Annotated in this window: 22 protein-coding genes; 14 read left to right on the top strand and 8 right to left on the bottom strand. The window is 73.3% G+C overall.

Annotated features, from left to right (window positions below):
• Positions 1 to 110 precede the first annotated feature (110 nt).
• A complete protein-coding gene (locus PHK61_RS11610) occupies positions 111 to 962 on the top strand; it encodes a GNAT family N-acetyltransferase (protein ID WP_274281134.1) in 852 nt (283 codons plus the stop codon).
• Between the two features lie 71 nt (positions 963 to 1,033).
• Complete coding sequence (locus tag PHK61_RS11605) at positions 1,034 to 1,444, top strand: M49 family metallopeptidase (protein WP_274281133.1); 411 nt, start codon at positions 1,034 to 1,036, stop codon at positions 1,442 to 1,444.
• A 10-nt stretch (positions 1,445 to 1,454) separates the two neighbouring features.
• Here PHK61_RS11605 and PHK61_RS11600 read toward each other — a convergent pair whose 3' ends face one another.
• Positions 1,455 to 1,865 (bottom strand): VOC family protein, encoded by a 411-nt coding sequence (locus PHK61_RS11600; RefSeq protein ID WP_274281132.1) that lies wholly within the window; start codon positions 1,863 to 1,865, stop codon positions 1,455 to 1,457.
• Between the two features lie 122 nt (positions 1,866 to 1,987).
• Positions 1,988 to 2,683 (bottom strand): LysR family substrate-binding domain-containing protein, encoded by a 696-nt coding sequence (locus tag PHK61_RS11595; RefSeq protein WP_274281131.1) that lies wholly within the window; start codon positions 2,681 to 2,683, stop codon positions 1,988 to 1,990.
• Positions 2,684 to 2,725: 42 nt separating this feature from the next.
• On the opposite strand from PHK61_RS11595, the gene PHK61_RS11590 reads away from it, so the two are divergent.
• Complete coding sequence (locus tag PHK61_RS11590; protein ID WP_274281130.1) at positions 2,726 to 3,115, top strand: DUF5997 family protein; 390 nt, start codon at positions 2,726 to 2,728, stop codon at positions 3,113 to 3,115.
• 160 nt (positions 3,116 to 3,275) lie between these two features.
• On the opposite strand, the gene PHK61_RS11585 is transcribed toward PHK61_RS11590, so the two are convergent.
• A complete protein-coding gene (locus PHK61_RS11585; RefSeq protein WP_274281129.1) occupies positions 3,276 to 4,337 on the bottom strand; it encodes a tryptophan 2,3-dioxygenase family protein in 1,062 nt (353 codons plus the stop codon).
• A gap of 400 nt (positions 4,338 to 4,737) precedes the next feature.
• Here PHK61_RS11585 and PHK61_RS11580 point away from each other — a divergent pair, with 400 nt between their 5' ends.
• Both PHK61_RS11580 and PHK61_RS11575 read left to right on the top strand, forming a co-directional pair.
• Positions 4,738 to 5,514, top strand: coding sequence for a glycosyltransferase family 2 protein (locus PHK61_RS11580; protein WP_274281128.1), 777 nt, complete (start codon positions 4,738 to 4,740; stop codon positions 5,512 to 5,514).
• A 1-nt stretch (position 5,515) separates the two neighbouring features.
• The gene (locus PHK61_RS11575) at positions 5,516 to 5,947 is read left to right on the top strand and encodes a DUF2304 domain-containing protein (protein ID WP_274281127.1); all 432 of its coding nucleotides are present in this window, start codon (positions 5,516 to 5,518) and stop codon (positions 5,945 to 5,947) included.
• Between the two features lie 18 nt (positions 5,948 to 5,965).
• Here PHK61_RS11575 and PHK61_RS11570 read toward each other — a convergent pair whose 3' ends face one another.
• Complete coding sequence (locus tag PHK61_RS11570; protein WP_274281126.1) at positions 5,966 to 7,093, bottom strand: glycosyltransferase; 1,128 nt, start codon at positions 7,091 to 7,093, stop codon at positions 5,966 to 5,968.
• 116 nt (positions 7,094 to 7,209) lie between these two features.
• Between PHK61_RS11570 and PHK61_RS11565 the strand changes: the two genes are divergently transcribed.
• Positions 7,210 to 8,589, top strand: coding sequence for a hypothetical protein (locus PHK61_RS11565; RefSeq protein WP_274281125.1), 1,380 nt, complete (start codon positions 7,210 to 7,212; stop codon positions 8,587 to 8,589).
• Between the two features lie 176 nt (positions 8,590 to 8,765).
• Positions 8,766 to 10,793 carry a DUF6541 family protein gene (locus PHK61_RS11560; RefSeq protein ID WP_274281124.1) on the top strand — a complete coding sequence of 676 codons (2,028 nt, stop codon included), beginning with the start codon at positions 8,766 to 8,768 and terminating at the stop codon, positions 10,791 to 10,793.
• Between the two features lie 43 nt (positions 10,794 to 10,836).
• Here the strand turns inward: PHK61_RS11560 and PHK61_RS11555 are convergent, their stop codons facing one another.
• The 3 genes from PHK61_RS11555 to PHK61_RS11545 form a co-directional block, all read right to left on the bottom strand.
• On the bottom strand, positions 10,837 to 11,574 hold the full coding sequence (locus PHK61_RS11555) for an SAM-dependent methyltransferase (RefSeq protein WP_274281123.1): 738 nt from the start codon (positions 11,572 to 11,574) through the stop codon (positions 10,837 to 10,839).
• Between the two features lie 191 nt (positions 11,575 to 11,765).
• Positions 11,766 to 12,221 carry an ester cyclase gene (locus tag PHK61_RS11550; RefSeq protein WP_274281122.1) on the bottom strand — a complete coding sequence of 152 codons (456 nt, stop codon included), beginning with the start codon at positions 12,219 to 12,221 and terminating at the stop codon, positions 11,766 to 11,768.
• Between the two features lie 105 nt (positions 12,222 to 12,326).
• Positions 12,327 to 15,116 carry an ATP-binding protein gene (locus PHK61_RS11545; RefSeq protein ID WP_274281121.1) on the bottom strand — a complete coding sequence of 930 codons (2,790 nt, stop codon included), beginning with the start codon at positions 15,114 to 15,116 and terminating at the stop codon, positions 12,327 to 12,329.
• Positions 15,117 to 15,425: 309 nt separating this feature from the next.
• Here PHK61_RS11545 and PHK61_RS11540 point away from each other — a divergent pair, with 309 nt between their 5' ends.
• Positions 15,426 to 16,022: a hypothetical protein gene (locus PHK61_RS11540; RefSeq protein ID WP_274281120.1), complete on the top strand. Its 597-nt coding sequence runs from the start codon at positions 15,426 to 15,428 to the stop codon at positions 16,020 to 16,022.
• Positions 16,023 to 16,119: 97 nt separating this feature from the next.
• Complete coding sequence (locus tag PHK61_RS11535; protein ID WP_274281119.1) at positions 16,120 to 16,845, top strand: alpha/beta fold hydrolase; 726 nt, start codon at positions 16,120 to 16,122, stop codon at positions 16,843 to 16,845.
• 30 nt (positions 16,846 to 16,875) lie between these two features.
• On the opposite strand, the gene PHK61_RS11530 is transcribed toward PHK61_RS11535, so the two are convergent.
• A complete protein-coding gene (locus PHK61_RS11530) occupies positions 16,876 to 19,029 on the bottom strand; it encodes a malate synthase G (RefSeq protein ID WP_274281118.1) in 2,154 nt (717 codons plus the stop codon).
• A 228-nt stretch (positions 19,030 to 19,257) separates the two neighbouring features.
• On the opposite strand from PHK61_RS11530, the gene PHK61_RS11525 reads away from it, so the two are divergent.
• From PHK61_RS11525 to PHK61_RS11505, 5 genes are all read left to right on the top strand, one after another.
• Positions 19,258 to 20,235 (top strand): NADP-dependent oxidoreductase, encoded by a 978-nt coding sequence (locus PHK61_RS11525; protein ID WP_274281117.1) that lies wholly within the window; start codon positions 19,258 to 19,260, stop codon positions 20,233 to 20,235.
• A gap of 99 nt (positions 20,236 to 20,334) precedes the next feature.
• A complete protein-coding gene (locus PHK61_RS11520) occupies positions 20,335 to 20,679 on the top strand; it encodes a YciI family protein (protein WP_274281116.1) in 345 nt (114 codons plus the stop codon).
• On the top strand, positions 20,676 to 21,923 hold the full coding sequence (locus PHK61_RS11515) for an RNA polymerase sigma factor (protein ID WP_274281115.1): 1,248 nt from the start codon (positions 20,676 to 20,678) through the stop codon (positions 21,921 to 21,923). The genes PHK61_RS11520 and PHK61_RS11515 overlap by 4 nt, the downstream gene beginning before the upstream one ends.
• A 94-nt stretch (positions 21,924 to 22,017) precedes the next feature.
• Positions 22,018 to 22,677, top strand: coding sequence for an SOUL family heme-binding protein (locus PHK61_RS11510; RefSeq protein WP_274281114.1), 660 nt, complete (start codon positions 22,018 to 22,020; stop codon positions 22,675 to 22,677).
• Between the two features lie 430 nt (positions 22,678 to 23,107).
• On the top strand, positions 23,108 to 23,393 hold a 286-nt coding region (locus PHK61_RS11505), incomplete at its 3' end, for a hypothetical protein (protein WP_274281113.1).

Raw genomic sequence — 23,393 nt, 5'->3', positions numbered from 1 at the left:
CCCTCGGCGGAGGTGGGTCTCCACCCGGCGATACCGGGGAAACCGGTGGGCGCCGCGGGCGGCCGTCCCTACGGTCGGGGCGACACGCCCGCACGCACCCGAGGCCGGCCATGACCACCGCGCACCCCCGCACATCCCTGTTCTGCGACACCGCGCTCGCGGCCCGGATCGAGCGGGCGGAGGTCGACCTGATCGGCACCGTCGCACGCGCCTCGGCGGCCCGCTCCGGGGTCCCGGGATTCGTGACGCCGCTGGCCGGCGGGGCCGCGGTGTTCGCCGGCGCCGGGTCGCCCTACACCAAGGTCGTCGGGCTCGGGTTCGGCGGCGTGCCGTCACCGGGCGAGCTGGCCGCGGTCGAGAGGGCCTACACCGCGCACGGCGCGCCCACCTCGATCGAGCTCGCCCACCTCGGCGACCCGGACCTCGCCGCGATGCTCGGCGACCGGGGCTATCGGCTGGAGGGGTTCGAGAACGTCCTCGGACGCGACCTCGCGGCCACCGACGACCCGGTGGCGCCCGAGGGCGTCGAGGTCCGCCGCAGCGGCGACGACGAGTTCGAGGCGTGGCTGCCGGTCGTCGTCGAGGCGTCCACGCACCCCGACGTCGACGGCGTGCCGTCGCACGACGAGTTCCCGGCCGAGGCCATCGAGGCCGCCCAGCGCGACTCCGCCGCGGCCGGCCTCGTCCGCTACGCCGCCCTGCTCGACGGCGTCCTCGCCGGCGGCGCCGAGCTCCGCGCCACCGAGGGCATCGCCCAGTTCGCCGGCGCCGGGACCGCCCCGGCCCACCGGCGTCGCGGCGTGCAGTCCGCCCTTCTCGCCGCTCGGCTGGCCGACGCCCGCGCCGCCGGCTGCGACGTGGCGGTGATCGTCACCCAGCCCGGCTCGCGGTCCCACCGCAACGCCCAGCGTCGCGGCTTCGACCTGCTCTACACCCGCGCGACCCTGGTGCGGCGGCCGTGAGCGGCTCGGCCGACCGTGACGCGTGGGTCGCGACGGTGACCACGACGTCGTCCCCGTGCCAAGGTGGGTCCGTGCTCGACGCAGAGCAGGTCGCGCAGGCCTACGCCGGGTGGATCGCGCACGGCGAGCCCGAGTTCCAGGCGATGATGCGGCGCGATCTGCACGACCACGTCAGCGGGCAACGCGGGCCGGGGACCTGGGACGAGGTCTGGGGCTGGATCGCCTCCAGCTTCGAGGAGCGCCGGGCGGAGCTGCACGGCTGGGGCAGGCTCGACGACGGGCGGATCGCGGTGTGGGTGACCCTGCACGGCCGGCACGTCGGCCGCGGGATGCCCTGGCTGGGGGACCGGGCGCCGAGCGGCGCCCGGATCGCCTGGAAGCAGCTCCACGTCTTCGCGACCGACGGCGAGCACCTCACCGAGCACTGGGCGGTCCGCGACGACCTCCGTGTGATCGAGGCCGTCGACGCGGCGAACGGCTGACGGGATCGGCTCACCCGCCCTCGAAGTCGGCGGCGGTCATGCCGGCGGGGTGTCCGGCCGGCCACTGCACGAGCTCGATCCGGTACCCGTCCGGATCGGTCAGCCAGGCCGTCCGCAGCCCCGGCCCGGGTTCGGTCGGCGGTTCGGCAGGGACGCCCCGGGCGGCGAGCTCGGTGACCGTGGCGTCGAGGTCGTCGGTCTGCACGACGAGGTGATTGACGGCTTCGGTGCTGGTCACGGGTCGGGCGGGGTCGTGGACGAGCTCGAGGCCGACGAACGGGTCGTCGGGCAGCGCGAGCATGGTGAGGCTGCCGAACGGGGTGTCGGGGACGCGGCCGAGCTCGGCGTCACCGAGAGCGGTGTAGAAGGCCAGCGAGCGCTCCAGGTCGGTGACGCGGAGTCCGAGATGGAGCGTGCGCATGCGCGGCAGCCTAGGAACGGACCGATGATCCCGGTTGACGGGCGACGGTGACCCCGTCCAGTGGGGCTGAGCGTGCGCGGTCAGGGACCCGAACCCGCAACCCGGGATCTCGTCCCCGGTGGTCACCGACGGCGGGCCGCCCGGCGCGCGGTGGATCCCTTCTTCGAGGGGGTGGGGGTGCCTGGTGGCGGGCCGTCCCGACGGCGGGGGGTGCGGGAACTGTTGGCCGTGCGTCCGCGGACGATTCCGATGAACTCCTCCATCAGCTCGGTGTTGTCCGGGTCCGGCCAGGTGAGGACGACGCCGGACCGGGGCGCGTCGGTCACCGGTCGGTGAGCGAGGTCCCGTCTGTGGTGCAGGCGCGCCAGCGACTGGGGGAGGACCAGCAGCCCGACTCCTGCGGCGACGAGCTCGATCGCCTCGGCCGTCGTCGTGGGGTCGAATGCCGCCGCTCGGCCCGGCCTGTCGCCGGGCCAGGGGAGGGTGTCGTCCCGCGGACGGAGGACGATGTCGTCCGCCAGATCGTCGAGCTCTACCTCCGCGACGGTGGTGAGTTCGTGCTCCTTCGGCACGACGGCCACCGTGGTCTCGGTGTAGAGCGGGATCGCGTGCAGCCCGGCACGGTCGATCGGCAGCCGGACCACACCGGCGTCCACCGCACCGGCCCGGATGTGGTCCACCACCTCGCCCGTGGTCGCGCTGAGGAGATCGAGGGGAACGTCGGGACGACGCTCGGCCCAGATCCGCGCCCACTTGCCCGGTGTGACACCCGGGACGTAGCCGAGCCGGAAGGGCGCGGGCTCGCCGGGATCGGTCACGGGCTCAGGCTATCGGCCGATCGGGCCAGATAATCTGGGCCGATGACTCGGCAGAGGGCGACGCAGACGATGAAGCCCGCGACGGCGGCGAAGAAACTGGGCGTGCACCTCCACGCGACCCCCGCCGAGTTCCGCGACGGTGTCGTGTCTCGCGACCAGCTCGACGCCCTGCAGGCCGATCCGCCGGCCTGGCTGCGCGAGCTGCGGCGCGACGGCCCGCACCCGCGCCCGGTCGTCGCGGACCGGCTCGGTGTGTCGATCTCCGGTCTGGCCCGGGCCGAGATCACCGAGCCGCTGACCACCGTACAGATCACGGCGCTGAAGGAAGAACAGCCGGAGTGGCTGCGTCGCGAGCGCAGCCTTCGCGCCGAGGTGCAGCGCGAGGAGGCCCGACTGCGCACCGAGAGGTCGGGCGATGGGAGCACCCGTTAGGCACGGGGACGAGGCGCTCGCGCTCGAGTACCTGGACGACCACCTGCCCGCGGCGAGCCCTACCTGGCGACCCGCACGGGATCGGGACGAGAGCCACCGTCGATGCGCGATGCGCGCCCGGGGTCGGTGACCTCGGCCTGCCCGCGTGCTGGGTGCCGGCTCAGGCCGCGTGGTCGCGGACGACCATCAGCCGGTTCTCGCGGCACGCGGCCAGATAGGGAACGCCGGCGGTGTAGCCCGAGCCCGTGGCGTCGCCGAGCATGCGGGCCGCGAGGCCGTGGTGGGTGGTCTTCCACCGCTGGTGGGCCTGCTCGAGGTCCGCGGCGGCGGCGTCGAGGACCTGCGAGCGCGGCCCGTCGGCCAGGGCACGGGCGAGGTTGTCGTGGTGGCCGGCCTCCGCGCGGACGGCGGGGACCCCGGCGAACGCCTCGGAGTCGAGGCGCGCCGGGCCCGGCTCGCCGCACGCCAGCTCGAACCGTTTGTAGGACTCGGACTGGATGGCGCTGGCGCCCTCGGTGAACCGGCGGAACGCGTGGAACGCCGCGGGGCGCATCGTGGCCACGAGGCGGAACAGCAGGCTCGCCCGCTCGAACACGCTCGACGCGCGACGCAGCAGCGCGGTCGCCTCGTCGTGCCGCCCGGCCCGGACCGCGTCGGTGGCGGAGCGGACCAGCCCGGTCAGGGTGGTGAACACGAGCTCGTGGGCCTGCAGGGCGCGGATGAAGAAGTACTCGTCGTGCTCGGTCGACACCGGCAGGACGGTGAGCTCCAACCAGTCGCCGGCGAGGGTCCGCGGCGGAGGTGCGTCGTCGGCCGGGGAGCGCTCGACCGTCCCGACGAACCGCATCGCCTGGCGGATGCGCTTGCGGCGCAGCGCGGGATCGACCGCCCCCGGGTGGCGGTTCTCGTGTCGGACGACGTCGGCGAGCAGCAGCGCGGAGAGGCGCTCGGCGGTGAGCGCCGTGTCCCGGAGGATCTCCTCGAGCAGGGGGAGCGCGAGATACCCGGCGTTCCGGAACCGGTCGCGGTGCCGGGCGAGGACGGCGTCGAGGAACGCGTCGAGGAACGGGTCCCGGCCCCGGTGCTGATCGGCGATCTCGGCGAGAGCGTCCAGCACCGTGTCCGGGAGCGCGTGGCGGCCGATCCGACGGATCTCGCCGGTGACCAGCCGGGCGAGGGCCAGGCCCTCCGCGGGGGTGGCGAGGTCGCGGGGCTCGATCATCTCGACCGCCTCCGGGGATACCGGGACCCGTTCCGACGTCGGGTCGTGAGGGGTCGAGGGTGCGCCGGACGGGGCACCGCGACGATCGGGTGCGCCCCCCGCCGTGGGGAGACAACCCCCGGCGGGGGAGTCGTGGGTGGCTGTCCGGACGCCATCCGTGAGACCTGACCAGCCGCAGCAGGTCCGAGGCGGCCCCGACTGTGCACGGGTGGAGCAGGATCCCGACGTCCCGCGCGGATCGTGGCCGACGGCGTGACTCCTTCCGGGGTGTCGCACTCGTCGACGGGATTCGCCGCACTAGCCTCCGAAACGTGGGGATGGGCACAGTGGGGATCTGCGGTTGCGGTCGACGGAGGACAGCGGCCATCGAGGCAGCCCGCCACGGCGGACGCGGCCGATCATGACGCTCGCAGCGCCCGCACATCGGGGTCACCGGGAGGTGCGAGCGGCTTCGCTGCTCGTCGTCCTGCCTGCTCTCAACGAGGCCGAGTCGATCGCTCGAGTGGTGGCGGAGGTCCGGGCGTCCCAGCCGTTGGCGGATCTTCTCGTCGTCGACGACGGCTCCACCGACCGAACCGCTGAGGTCGCCCGCGCGGCCGGTGCCAGGGTCATGTCCCTCCCGTTCAACCTCGGGGTCGGTGGTGCGATGCGAGCCGCGTACCGATTCGCCTACGAGGAGGGATACGACTGCGTCGTCCAGGTCGACGCGGACGGTCAGCACGACCCGGCGGACATCGCACGCCTGCGCTCCGCCCTCGATGAGGCCGACGTCGTCGTCGGTGCCCGGTTCGCCGGGATGGGCGAGTACGTGGTCCGCGGTCCCCGCCGCTGGGCGATGTGCTTGCTGGCCTCCACCCTCTCCCGGCTGGTCGGAACTCCGCTCACCGATCCGACCTCCGGGTTCCGGATGGTGAATGGTCGTGCGCTGTCGTTGTTCGCGTTCGACTTTCCCGAGGAGTACCTCGGAGACACCGTCGAAGCACTCGTCCTGGCGAGCCGCGCGGACTTGCGGATCGCGCAGATCCCGGTGGCGATGCGCGAGCGGACCGCCGGGACGCCGAGTCAGAACGCCTTCCGGTCGTCGGCCTACCTCCTGCGGGTCGTGACGGCGATCCTGCTCGCGGTTGCCCGGCGGGCACCGACCCTGCGTCCGGGATCGACCGTCGAGGTGGTCTGAGTTGGCCCGCCTCACGATCGTCACGATCGTCGTGGCGATCACCGCCGTCGTGCTGGTCGTCGAGCTCCTGCGCGGGCGCAGACTGCGTCAGAAGTACGCGTTCCTGTGGGTGGTCGTCGCCGGTGCGACCGTGGTGATCTCGGTCTCCCCGACGCTGCTCCAGCGCGCTTCGGCCCTCCTGGGCATCGCGGTCCCGAGCAATCTGCTCTTCCTGGTCTCCCTGTTGATCCTCTTCGGGGTCTCCCTGCAGCTCTCGATCGAGGTCGGAGTGCTGGAGGAGCAGGCCCGGCGGCTGGCCGAGGAGGTCGGTGCCCTCCGGCTGCGTCTCGAGGAGGTCGAGTGGCGCGCCGGGACGGACGTCGGCTCGTCGCGCGGATCGGAGACGGACGTCGACGAGCCCCACGTGCGCCCGGACGGGATCCGTCCCCACTGACTCGTCGTCATCCGACGGCTAGCGAGCGTGTCCGTGACTCGCCGTCGTGCCGTGCCGCTGCGCGACGCCCACCAGGACGTTCTCCATCAGGGCTCCGGCCCGGTCCCAGCTGAGCGAGTCGACCGAGGCGCGCGCGGCACGGGCCGATGCGGGTTCCCAGGTCGCGGAGAGGAGCGCACGGAGCTCGGCCGCGAAGCCTGCTCCGTCGGCCGCGTACCGGATGTTGTCGAGGACGGCCGGAGGCAGTCCTCGTGTTCCCACCACGGTGGTCACCAGCGGACGTCCGGCGGCGAGCGGCTCGAGGACCTTGTTGTTGACCCCGGCGCCTCTGGTGACCGGTGCCACGACCGCCCGGGCTCCCCGGTAGACGTCGGCGAGCCGGTCCACGAAGCCGGCGAACGCCATGCGTGATCGCGAGCGTTCGAGCGCGCCGCCCTCGGCGCTGATGGTCCACGGGTCGCCGGCGCCGAAGAGGGTGATCCGTTCGAGAACGGTGTCGGGGAGGCGCGGTGCCACCTCCTCGACGAACCAGCGGAGCGAGTCCCGGTTGGGCGCGTACGTCCAGTCGGCCAACCAGGCGACATATCCATCGTCCGGTGGGGCACACAGGTCCAGTTCGAAGAGGGGTGCGGCGATCCCGTTGGGCACGACGTGGGTGCGGGGACCACGGCGCACCCGTGCCGTGTCCCAGGACGCATCGTCGTCGGAGATGTAGGTGACGGCGGAGACGAGTGGGTAGAGCAGTTGCATCACGGGCACCAGTTGTGCGGCGCCGGCGAGTGTGGAGCACTTCTGTGCCACGGTGCGACGCGGGCCGGAGCTGACGAGCCGATAGGGGCTGTCGACGAGATCGAGGACGATCGGGATCCCTGAACGTCGAATCAGGGGAATGCTCGGCAAGCAGAACACATCACCGAGAAGGACGATGTCGGAACGCGCGAGAGCGTCACGGAACGCGCGCTGAGCGACCACCCGGACGGCGCCGACCGCCGATCGGGGGCCGGGCCTGCTCGGCACGTCGAAGCGGGCGACGTGGTGCCCGCGCTTCGCGAGGGCACGCAGCAGGTTGTCGCGCCGGAGCCGTCCGCCGGTCAGGGCGGTGTGCTCGCCATAGCTGGTCAACGCGCAGATCCGGAGCTCGGTCACACACCCTCCCCGATGGCGGTCGCCGGACAACGTAGCAACGCCGGAGTCACCATCGACTTCGGCGTGTCGAAGGGCGTGAGGAAGTGCCCGGTGTCGTGCGCCGTAGCCTCCCTTTCGTGGCATCTCTCCGTCTCGGGCAGGTGGGCGATGCCGGACTTCGGGCCGCGGTGTGTGTGCCGATCAGCCAAGTGCTCCTGGCGGGAGCGGGATACGTGCTGCTCGCGCTCGCGGCACGCACGATGCCGGCCGCCGGATTCGCTGTGATCAGTGCCTTCTACCTGTTGCTGAACACCATCGGCCGCGGAGTCTTCGCATCCGTCGAGCTCGAGACCAGTCGAGTTCTCGCCGCCGCCGACGCGGCCGGCGTGAACGGGCGTCCGGTTCTCGCGAGCGCGGTGCGTCGCGCGGCTGTGCTCCTCGCCGTCGCCATCGCCCTGTCGTTCGCGGCGACACCCTTGCTTCCCGGCGTGGACGTCGCGCTCGCGCTCGCGCTCGGCTCGTGCACGATGGCGGCTTCCTACTGCGTCCGGGGTCCGCTCGCGGCGCGGCGCCGGTTCCGTCCGTACAGCCTCACGTTCCTCGTCGAGGCAGCGTCCACCCTGCTCGGCGCTGCGGTGTTGGCTCTTGCGGGCGTGGACTCGGTGGTCGGGTGGGCTGCCGTGCTGGTCCTGTCCCCCGGAGTCGCCGCGGTCCTCGTCGCACTCCGGACGTCAGGTGTCGGGCTGTTCGTACGGATGCGCACCGTGTGGTCGGCGGGAGTGCGGGAGCCCGCGCGCGGGAGCGAGCACCGGGTCGTCATGACCGCTCTGATCTGGACGTCGCTCTTCTACCTCTCCTCACAGGGCGTGTGGAACCTGGCCCCCGTCTCGGTGACCTCGGCGTTGGCGGCGGCCCCCTCCGAGGCCGCCGGCTTCGTCGCGGTCGCGGTGATTCTCCGGGCGCCGGTGTTCGTCTTCCCCGCCATCCAGGCGGTCCTCCTGCCGTCGGTCGCGGCTGCGGCTGAGCACGACGACCGGGACGGCACGAGACGCGCACTGCGGCCCCCACTGCTCCTGCTGGGCGCCGCGTCGATCCCGTGGCTGCTCGCGGCCACGCTCATCGTGCCCGGTCTGGCGCGCACGGTGTTCGCGGTGCAGGAGGTTCCCCCGTGGTCGGCGACGACCACACTCGCGGCCTCGACCCTGATCGGGGCCGCCGCCTTCGTGCTGCAGACGCGGGCGCTGGCCTTCCGCCGTCACCGCGACGTCGGTCTTGCCTGGCTCTCCGGCCTGTGCGTGCTCGGGCTCGTGTCCGCCGTGCCGGGCGATCCCCGGTTGTGGGGTGCCCTCGCGCAGCTCGCCGCGGCCGTGGTCGTCCTGGTGGGGGTGCTCGTCGCCGACAGCCGCATCGGCCGCACCCACGACGAGGGGCGGCTGTCCGCGCCGTCGGTGCACGAGGCGTCGGACGCCGACGGATCCCGTGCGGAACCCACCGCCGTCGATCCTCGACACGCCTGACGGGCGGCGAGCCACGTTCCGGGACCCGGCCGGCACTACGGTGGGCGACCGGAGACCCGGACGGGGCCTGTCGATGTCGCAACTCCGTTCCTCCGGGCTCTTCCCGACTTGAGGTCACCACGTCCACCGACGCGGGCACGACGGCCCCCGCGGCGCCCGGGGGGAAGGAGAGCGCGGTGCTCCTCGACGTCGCCGGTTTCGTCGTCGGGGTCTGTCTGGCCCTGGTCCCGGGCACGTGCGCGATGCTGTTGATCGGCGTCCGAGGGCCGTGGTGGTACCTGGCTCTCTCGGCACCGTGCTCGGTCGCCGTCGCGTCCCTGACCGGACTGATCACGACGGCCGTGGGTGCGTCGTTCGGGTTCGTCGCCCTCGCGGTCGTGAGCGTCGTTCTCGCGGGAGCCGCAGTGGTGCGCCGGGCACTCCTGCGCCGAGGTCGAGCGGCACCCGGCAAGGTATCCCGCGCCACGTCCGTGCGGACCGTGCCGATGCTCGCGGGCACGGCCGCGATCGGCGCCGGGCTCGGCGTCAGTGTCCTCACCTGGCTCGGCGGCATGGGGTGGTCGTTGCGGACCTACCCGCAAGAACACGACATGATCTACCACCTCGCGGTGTCGTCCTACGTCGCGCGGACAGGCGTGGGCGCGCCGTGGGCGCTGGCGCCGACCGACGTGCTCTCAGGTTCCGACACGATCTTCTACCCAGCTGGTTTCCACCTCCTTGCGGGAGCGGTCGCGCAGGTCACCGGGGACGTCGTGGTCTCGGTCAATGCGCTCGCGCTCGTCCTGGTGGGCCTCGGTATGCCGCTCGCCGCCGCGTGTCTGGCGTGGGCGCTCGCTCGGGCGAACGGTTGTGCGCCGGACACCGCAGTGGGAGCGGCCGGCGTCGCCTGCGTCCTCATGGCCACGCTCTACCGACCCGGAGTGCAGCTCGCGCACGACGGCGGCGTGCTGCCGAACTCGGTCGCCCTCGCGTTGTGCGCCGGTGTCCTCGCCGCGCTGGTCTCCTGGCGCCGGGCGCCTCGCGCAGTCCTGGTGTCCGCCGGGCTCGCCACGGCCGGAGCGGTGATCGCCCACCCCAGCGCCGTGGTGACGCTCGGGCTCACGATGGGCATCTATCTCATCGTCGACGTGGCGCGGCGTGGTCGGCGGGATCTCCGTCGCGTCGTCCGTGCCTTGGCGGCCCCGGCGGCTCTCGCTCTCCTCGTCGCTCTTCCCACCCTGATCATCGGGGCCCGCGCGGTCGCCGCGACGACGTCGTTCGACTCGGAGACCCCGGACCGGCCCGTCGCTCAGGCGGTCGGTAAGGCCCTGACGTTCGCCTACGGTGGCTACCTCGACCCGGACAGCACGCGCGCACAGGTCGGCGCTGCCGTCCTGATCGTCGGTGGGCTCCTCGTGCTCGTGGCGACCCGGCGCTGTCTCCCTCTCCTGGCAGCCGTCGCCGGATGGTTCGCCATCGTCGTCTCCTACTTCGTCGCGCCGGGACGAGGAGCTCCGGGGGTGATCACGTCCTTCTTCTACAACTCCGAGCCGCGGGTGTGGTCGCAGCTGTCCCTCGTGGCCGTTCCGGCGGGAGCGCTGGGCGTCGCCATCGCGGCTCGGTGGGCGGCACGGCGGCTTCCCCACGTGGGTCGCCCGGTCGTGCCGTGGGTGACGGCGGGACTGCTGCTGCTCGTCGTCGCCGCGTATCTCGTCGGACCCGGCTACGGCTACGCGCGCGTCAACGAGAACGCCGTCGCCTCACGCTTCGCGACGCCGGACTTCACTCGGGTGAACGGGGACGACGAGGCGGCGGCGGCGTGGCTCGCCGGTCACGTGCAGAGCGGCCAGCGCGTGCTGAACTCGGCCAACGACGGTTCGACGATCCTCTACACCGAGCACGGTCTGCCGGTCGTGAACCTGGCGAGCCTCGGGAGCGCCGCGGCGCCGTACACCTACCGGTTGCTGGCCGGTTTCCGCACTTATCCGACGGATCCCGTGATCCGTCGGGACCTTCTGGATCTGCGCGTCGCCTGGCTGTACGTCGACTCCGAGGCCCCTCCCATCGGGGTCGGCGGAGCCCCGTCGGGATGGCCCGGGGTCGACCGGTTGACCGTGCCCCGCGGCTTCGAGGACCTCACGGGCCTTCCCGGTCTCACCCCGGCCTTCCGCGCCGGGACGGTCACTGTCTACCGCCTCGACCCGGTCGTGGTCGCCGGCCTCTGAGTGCGATCCGAACTCCCGGCCCCGCCGCTCGGTCTCGATCAGCTCAGAGCGTCGTGGTGACGAGTAGCGCGTTCGCGGCCTCGTAGGGAGTGCCGTAACGGGCCTCGAGGGCTCCGTCGCGATCGGTCCTCGACCAGTCGTATCGGGAGTCGCGCCGATAGAAGACGTCGCGTCCGAGCGTGAACCGGCCCGCCGCGATGTCCTCGTCGAGGCCCGGATGCCAATCGATGGGAACGGTCACCAGCATCCGACCGCCGGGCGCCAACAACCGTCGGAGATTGGTCAGGGCCTTCATCGACCCTCGTGGGTCCTTCTCGTCCTCGTCGCATCGCACATGTTCCAGGGTGGAGATGGAGACGATGGTGTCGTAGCGTGAGTCCGGGTCGAAGGTCAGGACATCCTCGTTCAGGACTCCGGGAAGTCCCCGCTCATACCGGTCGAGGACGTCGTGGCCGCGCATCCCGTAATGGCTGAGCACATTTCCGACCTCGAGCATCCGACCCGGCGCATCGGCGAGGAAATATCGGGCGATGGCGATCTCGATCGTGCGTTCGTTACGCCAGGTCTGACCGTAGAGCGAATACTCGTACTCCAGCTCGGTGCCGTCGAAGGGGAACCTGTCGCCGGCTCGGCGGCGCCGAAGAATCGGCAGGGTGGCGTGCTCCCAGGCCTGCAGCGCGAAGAAGCGGCCGGTCGCCCGAACGCCATCCTCGCGAAGCATCTTCTTGGTCCGCGCAGCGACGCGCGCCGCCTCGATCTGGACCGTGCCCACGCTCACCATCAGCCCAGTCTGGCACGCCTCGGGCCCGTTCCCGCGAAGCCTCCTGCGGCGGGGCGATGCCGCCGAGCGAGACGGCCGCGGCGTCGTGCTGACCGGCAGCGCCGAAATCATTCCTTCGTTGTGTCAGGTCCCCGAATGCTTCCCCGACGCGGCCTGGAATGACCTTCCGGTGAGGCAGGAGGTGGTCCAGCTCAGCCGACGAGGCCCAGCTGGCGCAGCATGCCGAGGTCGTCGCGGCTGGCCCAGTGCTCGACGATCAGGTCGTCGAGGTAGCGGTACCAGTGGGTCTGGGTGACGGCGACCTCGTTGCCCGTCGCGGGCACGTCCATCACCAGGTCGCCGTCCGGCGAGTACTTCGTCATCGGGCCGGTGTGTCGGCCGCGCATGGTCGTGTAGGCGACGAGGAGGTCGTCCTGGGCGATCGCCTCGTGGACGTCCCAGCGCAGGTCGGAGAACATGCCGCGCAGCCAGAGCGCGGCCGCGTGGAAGCCCTCGGGTCCGGGTGTGGCGCAGGCGGGCGGAGCACCCACGATGCGGTCGCTCGCCGTCGGGTGGAACGTCCGCGTGAAGGCGTCCAGGTCGCCGGTCGACATGTCGGTGAACCGGGCCTCTGCCATTGTGCGGGCGTCGGTGGCGGTGATCGTCATGGTGCGCTCCTCGGGTTGCTCGGCGGGCTCCCGCCTCGTGCGACGAGCATCGCCCGGCCGACCGACGCGCGGATCCGTGCCGGCCACGGAGTCAGCCGGGCACCGTTACGGACCTGGCGCGGGGAGCCATCCCGCGAGCTGGCCGCGGGTCGTCGCGCCGGTCTTGGCGAGCAGATTGCTCACGTGCGTCTCGACGGTGCGCGGGGACAGGTGAAGACGGGTCGCGACCTCGGCGTTGGTCGCGCCGTCGGCCACCAGGCGCAGGACCTCCAGCTCGCGGCCGGTGATGCCGATCGCGCGCAACGCCGGCGGGACCGCGGTGTGGTCGCGGCCCGGCCGGGGCACCGGAAGCCCGAGCATGCGCAGACGCTCGCGGCACCAGCGCACGAGACGGACCTCCCCGGCCGGCTCCCAGCGGGTCAGCGCCTCCCGGAGGAGCACCTCGGCGTCGAACGCGGCGGCGGCGCCGTCGGAGGTGATCATCAGGCTTCGCTGGAACAACCGCTCGTGGTTGCGTCCGGAGAGGATCGCGTCCCCGGCCTCGACGAGCTCGCGCGACCGGTCGGGAGCGCCGGCCCGGGCGGCGAGCACGGCGTCCCCGTAGTGCAACGCGGCATGGTTGGCGGCCTGGACCAGCACGTCGGAGTCCCGCAGCTCCTCCAGTGGTGCCGGGTCGTCCGGGTGCACGACCGTCGAGAGCAGCGCCCAGTGCCCCCAGAACGGAGCCGGGCTGGACACCGTGCTGGCGCGCAGGGCCTCCACCGCCATCGACAGGCGTTCCGCTGCCCGGATGCCGTCGTGGGACAGCCACGCGTCGTAGGCCTGGGTCGGCGCCCGCGCGAAGGTGGAAGGCACCGGGTCGGGACTGGTGCGCAGGTACTCCTCGAGGGCGGCCAGGGCGCCCTCGGTGTCGCCGCTCCAGAATCTCCCGCGACCGACGAACAGCATGGCGTGCGCGGCCGGGCCCGGCAGCCGGAGCCGGGCGGCGGTCTCGGCGCACCGGCGCGCGAACGGGAGGGTCGCGACGTACCCGTCGATGCCGGCGGTCGCGGCCAGGAGCTGCAGGTCCAGCATCATGGCCGTGCCGAGCAGCCCGGACTCTTCCGCGAGCAGGCGTGCTTGCCGGAGCCGCCGGAGGTCCGCCGACGCCAGCATGTCGTGCGTGCCCATTTCGGCCAGCGCGCGAATTCGCCACACCACGAGGCCGTGCTCGGCGGCCAGCCGCTCGCCCTCGGCGAACGCCGCCCGGGAGGCCGGCGGATCGGACCGGCGCAGAGCCCGCCCGGTGATCTCGAGGGCCTCGCAGACCGCTTCGGGCACACCGTCCCGGCGACCGACCGCGACGGCGTCGGCAGCGACGCGGAGTGCACCGTCGACGTCGCGCCGCCCGAGCGCGACGTGCGCGGCGATGGCGAGCCGTTCGGCGCTCCCACGGGACGTGGCGTCCAGGTGGTCGGCGGCCTGGTCCCACCGCTCGGCGACGACGCAGGCGCGCGCGAGCTGGAGTCGGACCCCGGCTGCGCCGTCGACCGGCAGGCCGGGCAGGACCTGCTCCCCGAGCGCGAGCGCGTCGTCGGTCCGGGCGGCGAGCGCGAGCACGCGCAGACGCTCGCCCGCGATCTGCGCGGCCGGCCCCGCGCCGTCATCGACGAGCGCGGCCGCGGAGGCCAGCGCGTCTCCGGCCGCAGTGAGCGCGGCCGCCGCGAGATGCTCGCGACCGAGGTCGAGCAGCAGCTGCGCCGCGCGGGACCGGTCGCCCGCCCTTGCGCACAGGTCCGCCGCGGCCGCGAGCTGTGCCCCGGCCAGCTCGACCCCCCGCAGCCGCGCCGCGGCCCGGCGCGACAGCTCGACGCGCTCCGGTGGGTTCAGCCCGTCCAGCACGGCGTCGCGGGTGAGCGCGTGTCGCCAGTGCAGGGCGTCGGGCTCGCTCGTGTGGAACAACCCCGCGTCGATGGCCGCACGCACTCCGGGCGAGGGGTCGTCCCCGGTGGCCGCCGCGACGAATTGCCAGTCCAGCTCGTCGCCCAGCAACGCGGCCGTGCGGACCAGAGTCCGCTCGCTCGCGCCGAGCGCGGCGACCCGTGTCTCGACGAGCCGCGTGTACGCGTCCGGCACCCGCGTTCGCAGCGGCCCGTCGGCACGCCACCGGCCGTGGTCGCGCTGCAGCTGACCCGAGTCGATCAGATCACCGGTCAGTTCGGTGACCAGGAAGGGCAGCCCGCCGGAGGCTGCGGTCAGGAACGTCACGACGTCGCCGTCGACCGCAGCGCCGGCGCGCTGCGCAGCCAGGACCCCGACGTGCGTCGCGTCGAGCCGGTCCAGCGACATCCGGGTGGAGCGCCTGCCGACGACGTCCAGTCCGGGCGGTCCGCGTTCGTCGTCGCGGGCGGCCAGCACGAGCGGCATCGGCGGGTCGGCGGACAGGTACTCCAGCACGCCGAGCGTGTCCCGGTCGGCCCAGTGCAGGTCGTCGAGCACCAGCACCGCCCGCCGGCCCCCGGCGAGCACGTGCAGCAGTGCGCGGACGGCCTCGCCGAGCACGACGACGGGGTCGACGAGGTGTCCCGCCTCGGGCGTCGCCGACGGCCACCCGGGGAGCAGGCGGGCGAGCACGGCCGCGTAGGGGCGCAGCTCCGGCGCCTCGGCGAGCTCCGGCGGCGACACCCGGACGAGCGCGTGCGCGAGCGGCCGGAACGGTCCGCCGCCGCGGACGCCGTGGCCACGCAGCACCAACGCCCCGCCCGAGCGCATCCGGCCGGCGAGCTCGTCGAGCAGACGCGTCTTCCCGACGCCGGCCTCCCCGGTGACGAGGACCGCCCCCGCCGGCTCCGATACGCACCGGGCGAGCAGCGCGGACAGCTCCCCGGCGCGACCGACGAGGCGGGCGACGGCCACCTGCCGATTATGCGACGGGTCACCGCGGAAGGGGAACGCTCCGGTACCGCGGCGCCGGCTGTCGCCTCGGGCGGTCGGCCGGGTCACGACCCGGGTGGCGCGGTCGCGGCCTCCTGGCGCGATGCGACGGCGGCCCCGCGGACCGGCTGCTCAGCGCGACGGGCGACCCGCGGTGGATCATCGTGAGGCGGGCACGCGGTCGCTCGGCTCACCCGGTGTCGTCGTGCCGAGCCCGTCCGTGATGCTCGTTCCGTTCCGAAGATCACCCGAGGATGCTGAGTTCCACAAGGCATTCCTGGGAGGTGCAGGATGTTCGTTCAGGTGATCGAGGGCCGCGTGGGTGATCGTGAGGGCCTGCGCCGCCAGATGGATCGGTGGATGGCCGAGCTTCGGCCGAGTGCTCCGGGCTATCTCGGAACGACCGCCGGGATCGCGGACGACGGCCGAGGCTTCGCCCTGGCGCGTTTCGAATCCGCCGCCGCGGCGAAGGCGAACAGTGAGCGAGCGGAGCAGGGCCGTTGGTGGGCGGAGGCCGAGAAGTGCTTCGACGGGGAGGTCACGTTCGTCGACTCCGAGGAGGTCGATACGTTCCTGGCCGGCGGCTCCGACGACGCGGGTTTCGTCCAGCTTCTGAAGGGGAGCGCCTCGGACCGCGAGCGGCTTCGCCACCTGGACTCCCGGCTCGCCGAACATGCGGCCGCCTACCGGCCGGACCTCATCGGCGGCATCCGGGTCTGGACGGGCGGGAGCACCTACACCGAGGTCGCCTACTTCACCAGCGAGGCCGAAGCACGGGCCAACGAGGCGAAGGAGCCGCCGGCCGAGCTCGCGGCGGAGATGAGTGAGTTCGCGGAGATGATGGCGAACATCGAGTTCATCGACCTGCGGGAGCCGTGGCTGTACTGAGATCCGTCGAAGACGCCACCATGGCCGACAGTCGTCCTGATCGCCGGATACGGCAATCGCGGTAGCGCGTGGAGCGCGCTGTCCCCACGTGCCGCCGATGGCGGTCCTCGCGGGCGTATCCGGGTTCGCCCGGGTCTGCGCGTACGACCGGCCCGGCACCGTCGGCGAGTCGGTCGATGATCCTGCGGAACGCAGCCGTAGCGACCCCGTCCCTCAGCCGCGCCCCGTCGAGGACACGGTCGCCGACCTCCACGCGCTGCTCCGGGCGGCCCGGATCCCCGGACCCTACGTGCTCGCCGCTCACTCCCTCGGCGGTCAGTACGCCCGCCTCTACGCCGCCTCCCATCCCGACGACGTCGCCGGGTTGGTCCTCGTCGACGCCGCGCACGAGCGGTACGACGCCGAGCTGCGGCGCCTGCTGACTCCCGCACTGCTCGCCAACGTGCAGAACGGTGCTTCCTCGCTGCGGGAGAGTTATCCCGACTTCGAACAGGTCGACGCCGACCGCACCGACGCCTCGGTGGCCCGAGCCCGCGCGGACCTGCCACTGCGGCCGATGCCCTTGGCGGTGCTCACCCGGGGGAAGCCGGTGGATGTGCCCATCCCGGGGTTCCCGGTCGCGGAACTGGAAGAGAGCTGGCACGCCTTGCAGGACGACCTCGTCACGCTCACCCCGGGCGCCCGCCACACCGTCGCAGCCAGCAGCGGACACGACATCTATCAGGATGAGCCGGCACTCGTGGTGGAATCGATCCGCCAGGTCGTGACCGGGGTCTGCGACCCCGAGACGTGGTACAGCCTGGTCTCGTGCTGTGCGGGATAGTCGGCCGGCCGCGACGCCGGCCGAGCCGCGTCAGGCGCGGGCCTTGGCCTTCCGGCGCCACTGCGTCAGGGGGCGCTCGGTGTAGCCGTTGGGCTCGGTCCCGCCGGTGAAAACGAGCTCGAGGGCAGCCTGGAACGACTCGCTGTTCTCCAGGTCCGGCGCCATCGGCGGGTAGCCCGCCTGCCCCTCGTTCTGCTCGTCGACCAGCGCGGCCATGCGCGCGAACGTCTCCCGGACGGTGTCGGCGTCGACGACGCCGTGCTCCAGCCAGTTGGCGATGAGCTGGCTGGAGATCCGGAGGGTGGCGCGGTCCTCCATCAGCCCGACGCCGTCGAGGTCGGGCACCGTCGAGCAGCCGATGCCCATCCCCACCCAGCGCACGACGTAGCCGAGGATCGACTGGGCGTTGGTCTCCAGTTCCCGGCGCACGTCGTCGTCCGACAGCGTGCTCGCGTCGGAGAGCGGGAGCTCCAGCAGGTGGCGGCGGTCGGCCGTCTCGCGCTGCGCGAGCTCGGACTGGACGGCGTGCACGTCGACACGCAGGTAGTGCAGCGCGTGCAACGTCGCCGCGGTCGGCGAGGGCACCCAGGCCGTGTTCGCACCGGCCTTCGGGTGCCCGATCTTCTGCTCGAGCATCTCGGCCATCGCGGCGGGCTTGGCCCACATCCCCTTGCCGATCTGCGCGCGGTGGGAGAACCCGGCCGCCAGGGCGACGTCGACGTTGCGGTCCTCGTAGGTCTGCAGCCAGACCGTCGACTTCATGTCGCCCTTGCGCAGCACCGGACCGGCCGCGAAGCAGGTGTGGATCTCGTCGCCGGTCCGGTCGAGGAACCCGGTGTTGACGAAGATGACGCGGTGCGCGGCCTCACCGATGCAGGCCGACAGGTTGACCGTCGTCCGCTTCTCCTCGTCCATGATGCCGATCTTCAGCGTGTTGGTGGCGAGGCCGAGCGCCTCCTCGACGGCCGCGAACAGCTCGACGGAGAGCGCGACCTCCGCCGGCCCGTGCTGCTTGGGCTTGACGATGTAGACGCTGCCCGCGCGGGAGTTCGTGTGCGGGCCGACGCCGTTGAGGTCGTAGAGGCCCGCGACGGCGGAGACCAGCACGTCGAGCACGCCCTCGGCGACCTCCTCGCCGTCGGCGGTGAGCACCGCGTTCGTGGTCATGTGGTGGCCGCAGTTGCGGACCAGCATCAGCGAGCGCCCCGGCAGCGTCAGCGAGCTGCCGTCGGCGGCGGTGTACTCGCGGTCCGGGTTGACCCGCCGGGTGACGGTCTCGCCGCCCTTGCTGAACTCCGCGACCAGGTCGCCGGTCATCAGCCCGAGCCACGTGCGGTAGGCGAGGGCCTTGTCCTCGCCGTCGACCGTGGCGACCGAGTCCTCGAGGTCGACGATCGTGGTCACCGCCGACTCGAGCACGACGTCGCTGACGTCCGCGTGGTGCTGGCGGCCCACCTGCGTGGACGGGTCGATCACCAGGTCGACGTGCAGGCCGTGGCGGACGAGCAGCACGTTGCCCCGGCCGTCGGCGTCCGGGGCGTTGAACCCGGCGAACGCCGACGGGTCGGCGAGACCCACCGTGCCGTCCGCGGTGTCGGCCGCGAGCCCGTCGGTCGACGGGCGGTAGGCGGTGACGTCGGCGTGGCTGCCGCGCTCGAGCGGGAACAGCTCGTCGAGCAGCTGGTCGGCGGCCTCGATCACCTGGGCGCCGCGCTGCTCGTCGTAGCCGCGGGCGAGCTCGTGGTCCTGGGGCAGCGCGTCGGTGCCGTAGAACGCGTCGAACAGCGAGCCCCAGCGGGCGTTCGCGGCGTTAAGCGAGAAGCGCGCGTTCGTGGACGGCACCACCAGCTGCGGGCCGGGCACCTCGGCGATCTCCGGGTCGACCCGGTCGACGTCGATCGTCTGGACGCTCGACGGCTCCGGTGCCAGGTACCCGAGGTCGGTCAGCAGCTTCTCGTAGTCGTCCCGGGAGCCCGCGCCGTGCTCGGCGTGCCAGGCGTCGATCTTGCCCTGGAGGTCGTCGCGCTCGGCCAGGGCCGTCGCGATCCGGGGTGCGAACCGCTCCTGGAGGCGCGCCAGGGTGGACCAGAACTCCTCGGCTGTGAGCTCGACCTGCGCGAGCAGCTCGTCCTCGACGAACGCTCGCAGGTGCTCGTCGACCTGCAGCCCGGACCGCTCGGACATCTCGGACACTGACGGACCGCCCCTCGCCTACTGGACCCTCGGACTCGCGACGACGAGGACGTCGCCGTCGGCTGCCCTGCTCACGCCAGGATCTGACCGCGACCGTGTGACGGCAAACGTGCTCCCCCGCGGGTCGGTGTCCGCACGGCCGACCGTGACGATCCGGCCGGCCTCCTCGACGCCGTGGACGTCGGCCCGGGCGCCGGGGCGGCCCGGCAGCATGGGGAGGTGGCTGACGAGATGCGGGTGGGGTGCTTCGCGTCGTTCGGCGACGCATCGGTGATGCGGATCGAGCGGCGTGCGGCCCCGGCCGCGCCGTGCGGTGCGGAGCTGCTCGTCGGCGTGGACGCGAGCAGCATCAACGGCACCGACCTCGGGCTCCGTCGCGGCGATCTCCCGCCGTTGACGTGGGGGCGGATGCCGTTCGTGCCGGGGTTCGACGTCGCCGGGCGGGTGCTCGCGACCGGGCCGGCGGTCACGGCGTTCTCCGTCGGCGACCGGGTCGCGGCGCTGCTGCCACACCGCGGCGGCGGCCTCGCCGAGCAGGTCCTCCTCGCGCAGGACCGGGCGGCCCGGATCCCCGACGCCGTCGCGGCGACCGACGCCGCGGCGGTCACGCTGGCGGGCCTCACGGCGCTGCAGGCGCTGCACCGGCACGGGCGGCTCCGGGCCCGGCAGCGCCCCGGCGGGCGGCCCCCGCGGGTGCTCGTCTCGGGCGCGGCCGGGGGTATCGGGTCGTTCGGGGTGCAGCTGGCCGCCCTCGCGGGCGGGGAGGTGACCGGGACGACCAGCGCGGCGAAGACCGGGTGGGTGCGGGACCTGGGGGCGCACCGGGTGCTCGACCGCCGTGCGGACGACCTGGCCGCGCAGCTGCGCGTCGCCGGTCCGTTCGAGCTCGTGCTGGACGCGGCCGGGCGCTCCCGGCACCGCGAGCTCGCGCCGTACCTGGCGCCGGGCGGGATCGTGGTGTCGGTCCGGCCGCTGCACCCGGACGTGCTGCGCGCCCTGCGACCGGGTCGTGCCGACTTCGCGGCCGTCCGGACCGCGGCCCGCAGCGCGGACCTGGCGGCGCTGCTGCACCTCGTCGCCACCGGACGGTTGCGGGTGCCCGTCGAGCACGTCGTCGGCCTCGGCGACGTGGCGCGCGCACACGAGCTCGCCGAGTCCGAGGGCCGCGGCAAGGTCGTCGTGGACCTCACGGCGTAGTCGGGGAAATCTTCCGCCGGGTTGTCCGTCCCGGCCCGTTCTGTTCGTCCATCGGGTGTGGCCGCAGGATGAAGGCGGCCCCGAGCCCGAGGAGCGATCATGACGATGTACGCAGCGCTGATCTACACCGCCGACGTGGACTGGACCGCCCCCGAGCACGCCCAGGAGATGGCGGCGTACGGGGAGTTCGGCCGCGGCGCCGAGGCGGTCATCCGCGGCGGGGCCGCCCTGTACCCGACGTCGACGGCCACCACCGTGCGCGTCGCGGGCGGCAAGGGCGGTGACGTCGTCACCGGGGACGGCCCGTACGCGGAGACCAAGGAGGTCCTCACCGGCTTCTACCTGCTCGAGTGCGGCGACCTCGACGAGGCCGTGGCCACCGCGGCCCGGATCCCCGCCGCCCGGCACGGGGCGGTCGAGGTCCGGCCCGTCATCCCGATGTGACCGAGCCCGACGACGGCCACGCCGCCCTCGTCCGCGTCGTGCGCGACGAGGGCCGGCGTGTGCTGGCCACCCTCATCCGGACCGTCGGCGACTGGCAGGTGGCCGAGGACGCCGTCGCCGACGCGGTGGAGCGGGCCCTGGCGACGTGGCCCCGCACCGGCGTGCCCGAGCAACCGCGGGCCTGGCTGATCGTGACCGCGAGGCGGTGCGCCGTCGACCTGCTCCGCCGGGAGAGCCGGCGGGCCGAGAAGGAGGCGTCCGCGGTGGAGATGCACCTCCCGGGGGACGACCGGGATGTCGACACGATCGACGACGACCTCCTCCGGCTCGTGTTCACCTGCTGCCACCCCGCGCTCGAGCCCCCGGCGCAGGTGGCGCTGGCGCTGCGCACGCTGTGCGGGCTGAACACCGAGGAGGTCGCCCGCGCGCTGCTGGTCAGCGAGGCCACGATGAGCAAGAGGATCACCCGGACCAAGCAGAAGATCGCCCGCGCCGCGATCCCGTACCGGGTGCCGGCGGCCCACGAGCTGCCCGACCGCCTCCTCACCGTGGCGGCGACGGTGTACTTCCTGTTCAACGAGGGCTACTCGGCCACGTCCGGTGACGCGCCGCTGCGCGGCGAGCTCGCCGCGGAGGCGGTGCGGCTGGCCCGGCTCGTCCACGCTCTCCTGCCCGACGAGCCGACCGCCATCGGCCTGCTCGCCCTGCTGCTGCTCCAGCACTCCCGGCGCGACGCCCGGGTCGACGCCGAGGGACGGCCGGTGCTGCTCGCCGACCAGGACCGGGACCGCTGGCACGACGACGAGATCGTCGAGGCCGTCGCCCTCATCGGGCGGGGGTTGCGCCGCTGCCCGGAGCGGCCCGACCCCTATCTCGTCCAGGCCGCCATCGCGGCCTGCCACGCGCTCGCCCCGAGCCCGGACACGACCGACTGGGTCGCGGTCGTGTCCTGGTACGACGTCCTGCTGACGGTGCGCGACGGGCCGGTCGAGCGACTCAACCGGGCGGTCGCGATCGGGGAGCGCGACGGGCCCGCGGCCGGTCTCGCGGCCGTCGACGCCGTCGAGAACCTCGAGGACCACGCCCCCTGGCTCGCCTCGCGCGCCGTCCTGCTCGCCCGACTCGGACGGACCGGCGAGGCCGACGACGCCTTCGGCCTCGCGATCACCGCCGAGACGAACGCGGCCCGCCGGGACGACCTGCGCCGCCGCCGGCGGCGTCTCGGGGAGCCGACGCCGACGTGACCGCCCCGGGGCGTCGGGGCGAGCGCGAACGACGGCCGGGACGGACGATGGGGCGGTCACGCGCTCGTGGCGATCCCGGGACCCGGAGGGACAGATGGAGCTGCGCAAGCTCGGGGTGCAAGTGGTCGAGTCCGTGCTCTCGGTCGGGGGCATCCGGGTCGGCACGGAGGAGCCGCACTTCCTGCGCCGACCACTCACGGAGGGCGTCGAGCTGCGGCGGTACGGACCGCGGATCGCCGCGGAGACCGTGGTCTCGGCCGACGAGGAGCAGGCGCGCAACCTGGGGTTCCGTCGCCTGGCGCGCTACATCTTCGGCGCCAACCACCGGGGTGACGAGATCGCCATGACGGCACCGGTGGCCCAGCAGCCGACCGGCGGCGACGAGATCGCCATGACCGCCCCGGTCGCCCAGTCCCGCGAGGGTGACGGCGGGTGGCGGATCCGGTTCTTCATGCCCTCGCGGTGGACGATGGACACCCTGCCCGCTCCCGACGACGCCGACGTCAGGCTGGTGACGGTGCCCGGGGAGACCGTCGCCGTGCTGCGCTTCCGCGGCGACCGCGGCCCGCGTGCGGTCGCCGCCCGCACCGACGAGCTGCTGACGACGCTGCGCGACCACGGCATCGCCACGGTCGGGGAGGCGATGGCGTGGTTCTACGACCCGCCCTGGACCCTGCCGTTCCGGCGTCGCAACGAGATCGCCGTGCCGGTGCAGGACGTCTCCGGAGGCGACGAGGAGTGGTCCTCGACGTGACGCCGGCGGTCGAGGACGGTCTGCCGGCCGGTGCCACCGGCGACCGCGGGACGTTCCCACCGCGGGCCCGGTCACCCGGATGCCGGACGCTGTCGCCTCCGGCCGTTCATGCCGGACCGTCGATTGCGGTCTCGGCCGCACCACGATCCGACACCCAGATCCCGCCACGTGACCGCCGGGAGGGGTACGGGGACGGCGCAGCGGATGCAGTGCCATCGCCCGCCGCAGGGAACGCGCGGTAGTCGCGGTCTCTCTCGAACCGGGCAACGACGACGCCGGTCTCGGGCGGATCGCCACGCAGCGGAGTCGTGGTGACCACGAAGTCGCACCGTTCGGGGGTCTTCCTGCCCGAGGCCGCCACGCACCATGAACGCGCTCGCGCTCCGGGGCGCGCGGGACCGGTGTAGTCCTTCGAGACAGTTGGGGTGGCATGAGCGCAGACGCCGCGGACACCGAGCAGGCCGGGCGGCACGGTCCGCCGCCCCCACCGGGTCCCACCCCCGGCGTCCTCCCGACACCACGATCGGGGCAGCCCACGGCCGACGTCATCCCGCTCCAGCGCGTCGGTGGTGACGTCGGCCCGTCCCGAGCGGCTCGCCGGCCGGTCCGACGCCCGGGGGTCGATCTCGCGGAGCTCACGTGGGTCGACCCGCGGGCGGCGGAGGAGTTCGTCCGGCTCTTCCACGCCGAGGACCCGGAGGCGGGTCCGGTGGAGC

This window comes from Actinomycetospora lutea (assembly GCF_028737205.1).
Classification (GTDB): domain Bacteria; phylum Actinomycetota; class Actinomycetes; order Mycobacteriales; family Pseudonocardiaceae; genus Actinomycetospora; species Actinomycetospora lutea.
This window is presented reverse-complemented; position numbering and strand designations above follow the sequence as displayed.

Excerpts from the sequence above, each read along its gene's own strand:
- PHK61_RS11510 (WP_274281114.1), top strand. The coding sequence starts at position 22,018 with ATGGAGCTGCGCAAGCTCGGGGTGCAAGTGGTCGAGTCCGTGCTCTCG.
- PHK61_RS11540 (WP_274281120.1), top strand. The coding sequence starts at position 15,426 with ATGTTCGTTCAGGTGATCGAGGGCCGCGTGGGTGATCGTGAGGGCCTG.
- PHK61_RS11555 (WP_274281123.1), bottom strand. The coding sequence starts at position 11,574 with ATGGTGAGCGTGGGCACGGTCCAGATCGAGGCGGCGCGCGTCGCTGCG.
- PHK61_RS11520 (WP_274281116.1), top strand. The coding sequence starts at position 20,335 with ATGACGATGTACGCAGCGCTGATCTACACCGCCGACGTGGACTGGACC.
- PHK61_RS11550 (WP_274281122.1), bottom strand. The coding sequence starts at position 12,221 with ATGACGATCACCGCCACCGACGCCCGCACAATGGCAGAGGCCCGGTTC.
- PHK61_RS11585 (WP_274281129.1), bottom strand. The coding sequence starts at position 4,337 with ATGATCGAGCCCCGCGACCTCGCCACCCCCGCGGAGGGCCTGGCCCTC.
- PHK61_RS11600 (WP_274281132.1), bottom strand. The coding sequence starts at position 1,865 with ATGCGCACGCTCCATCTCGGACTCCGCGTCACCGACCTGGAGCGCTCG.
- PHK61_RS11530 (WP_274281118.1), bottom strand. The coding sequence starts at position 19,029 with ATGTCCGAGCGGTCCGGGCTGCAGGTCGACGAGCACCTGCGAGCGTTC.
- PHK61_RS11535 (WP_274281119.1), top strand. The coding sequence starts at position 16,120 with ATGGCGGTCCTCGCGGGCGTATCCGGGTTCGCCCGGGTCTGCGCGTAC.
- PHK61_RS11580 (WP_274281128.1), top strand. The coding sequence starts at position 4,738 with ATGACGCTCGCAGCGCCCGCACATCGGGGTCACCGGGAGGTGCGAGCG.
- PHK61_RS11610 (WP_274281134.1), top strand. The coding sequence starts at position 111 with ATGACCACCGCGCACCCCCGCACATCCCTGTTCTGCGACACCGCGCTC.
- PHK61_RS11590 (WP_274281130.1), top strand. The coding sequence starts at position 2,726 with ATGACTCGGCAGAGGGCGACGCAGACGATGAAGCCCGCGACGGCGGCG.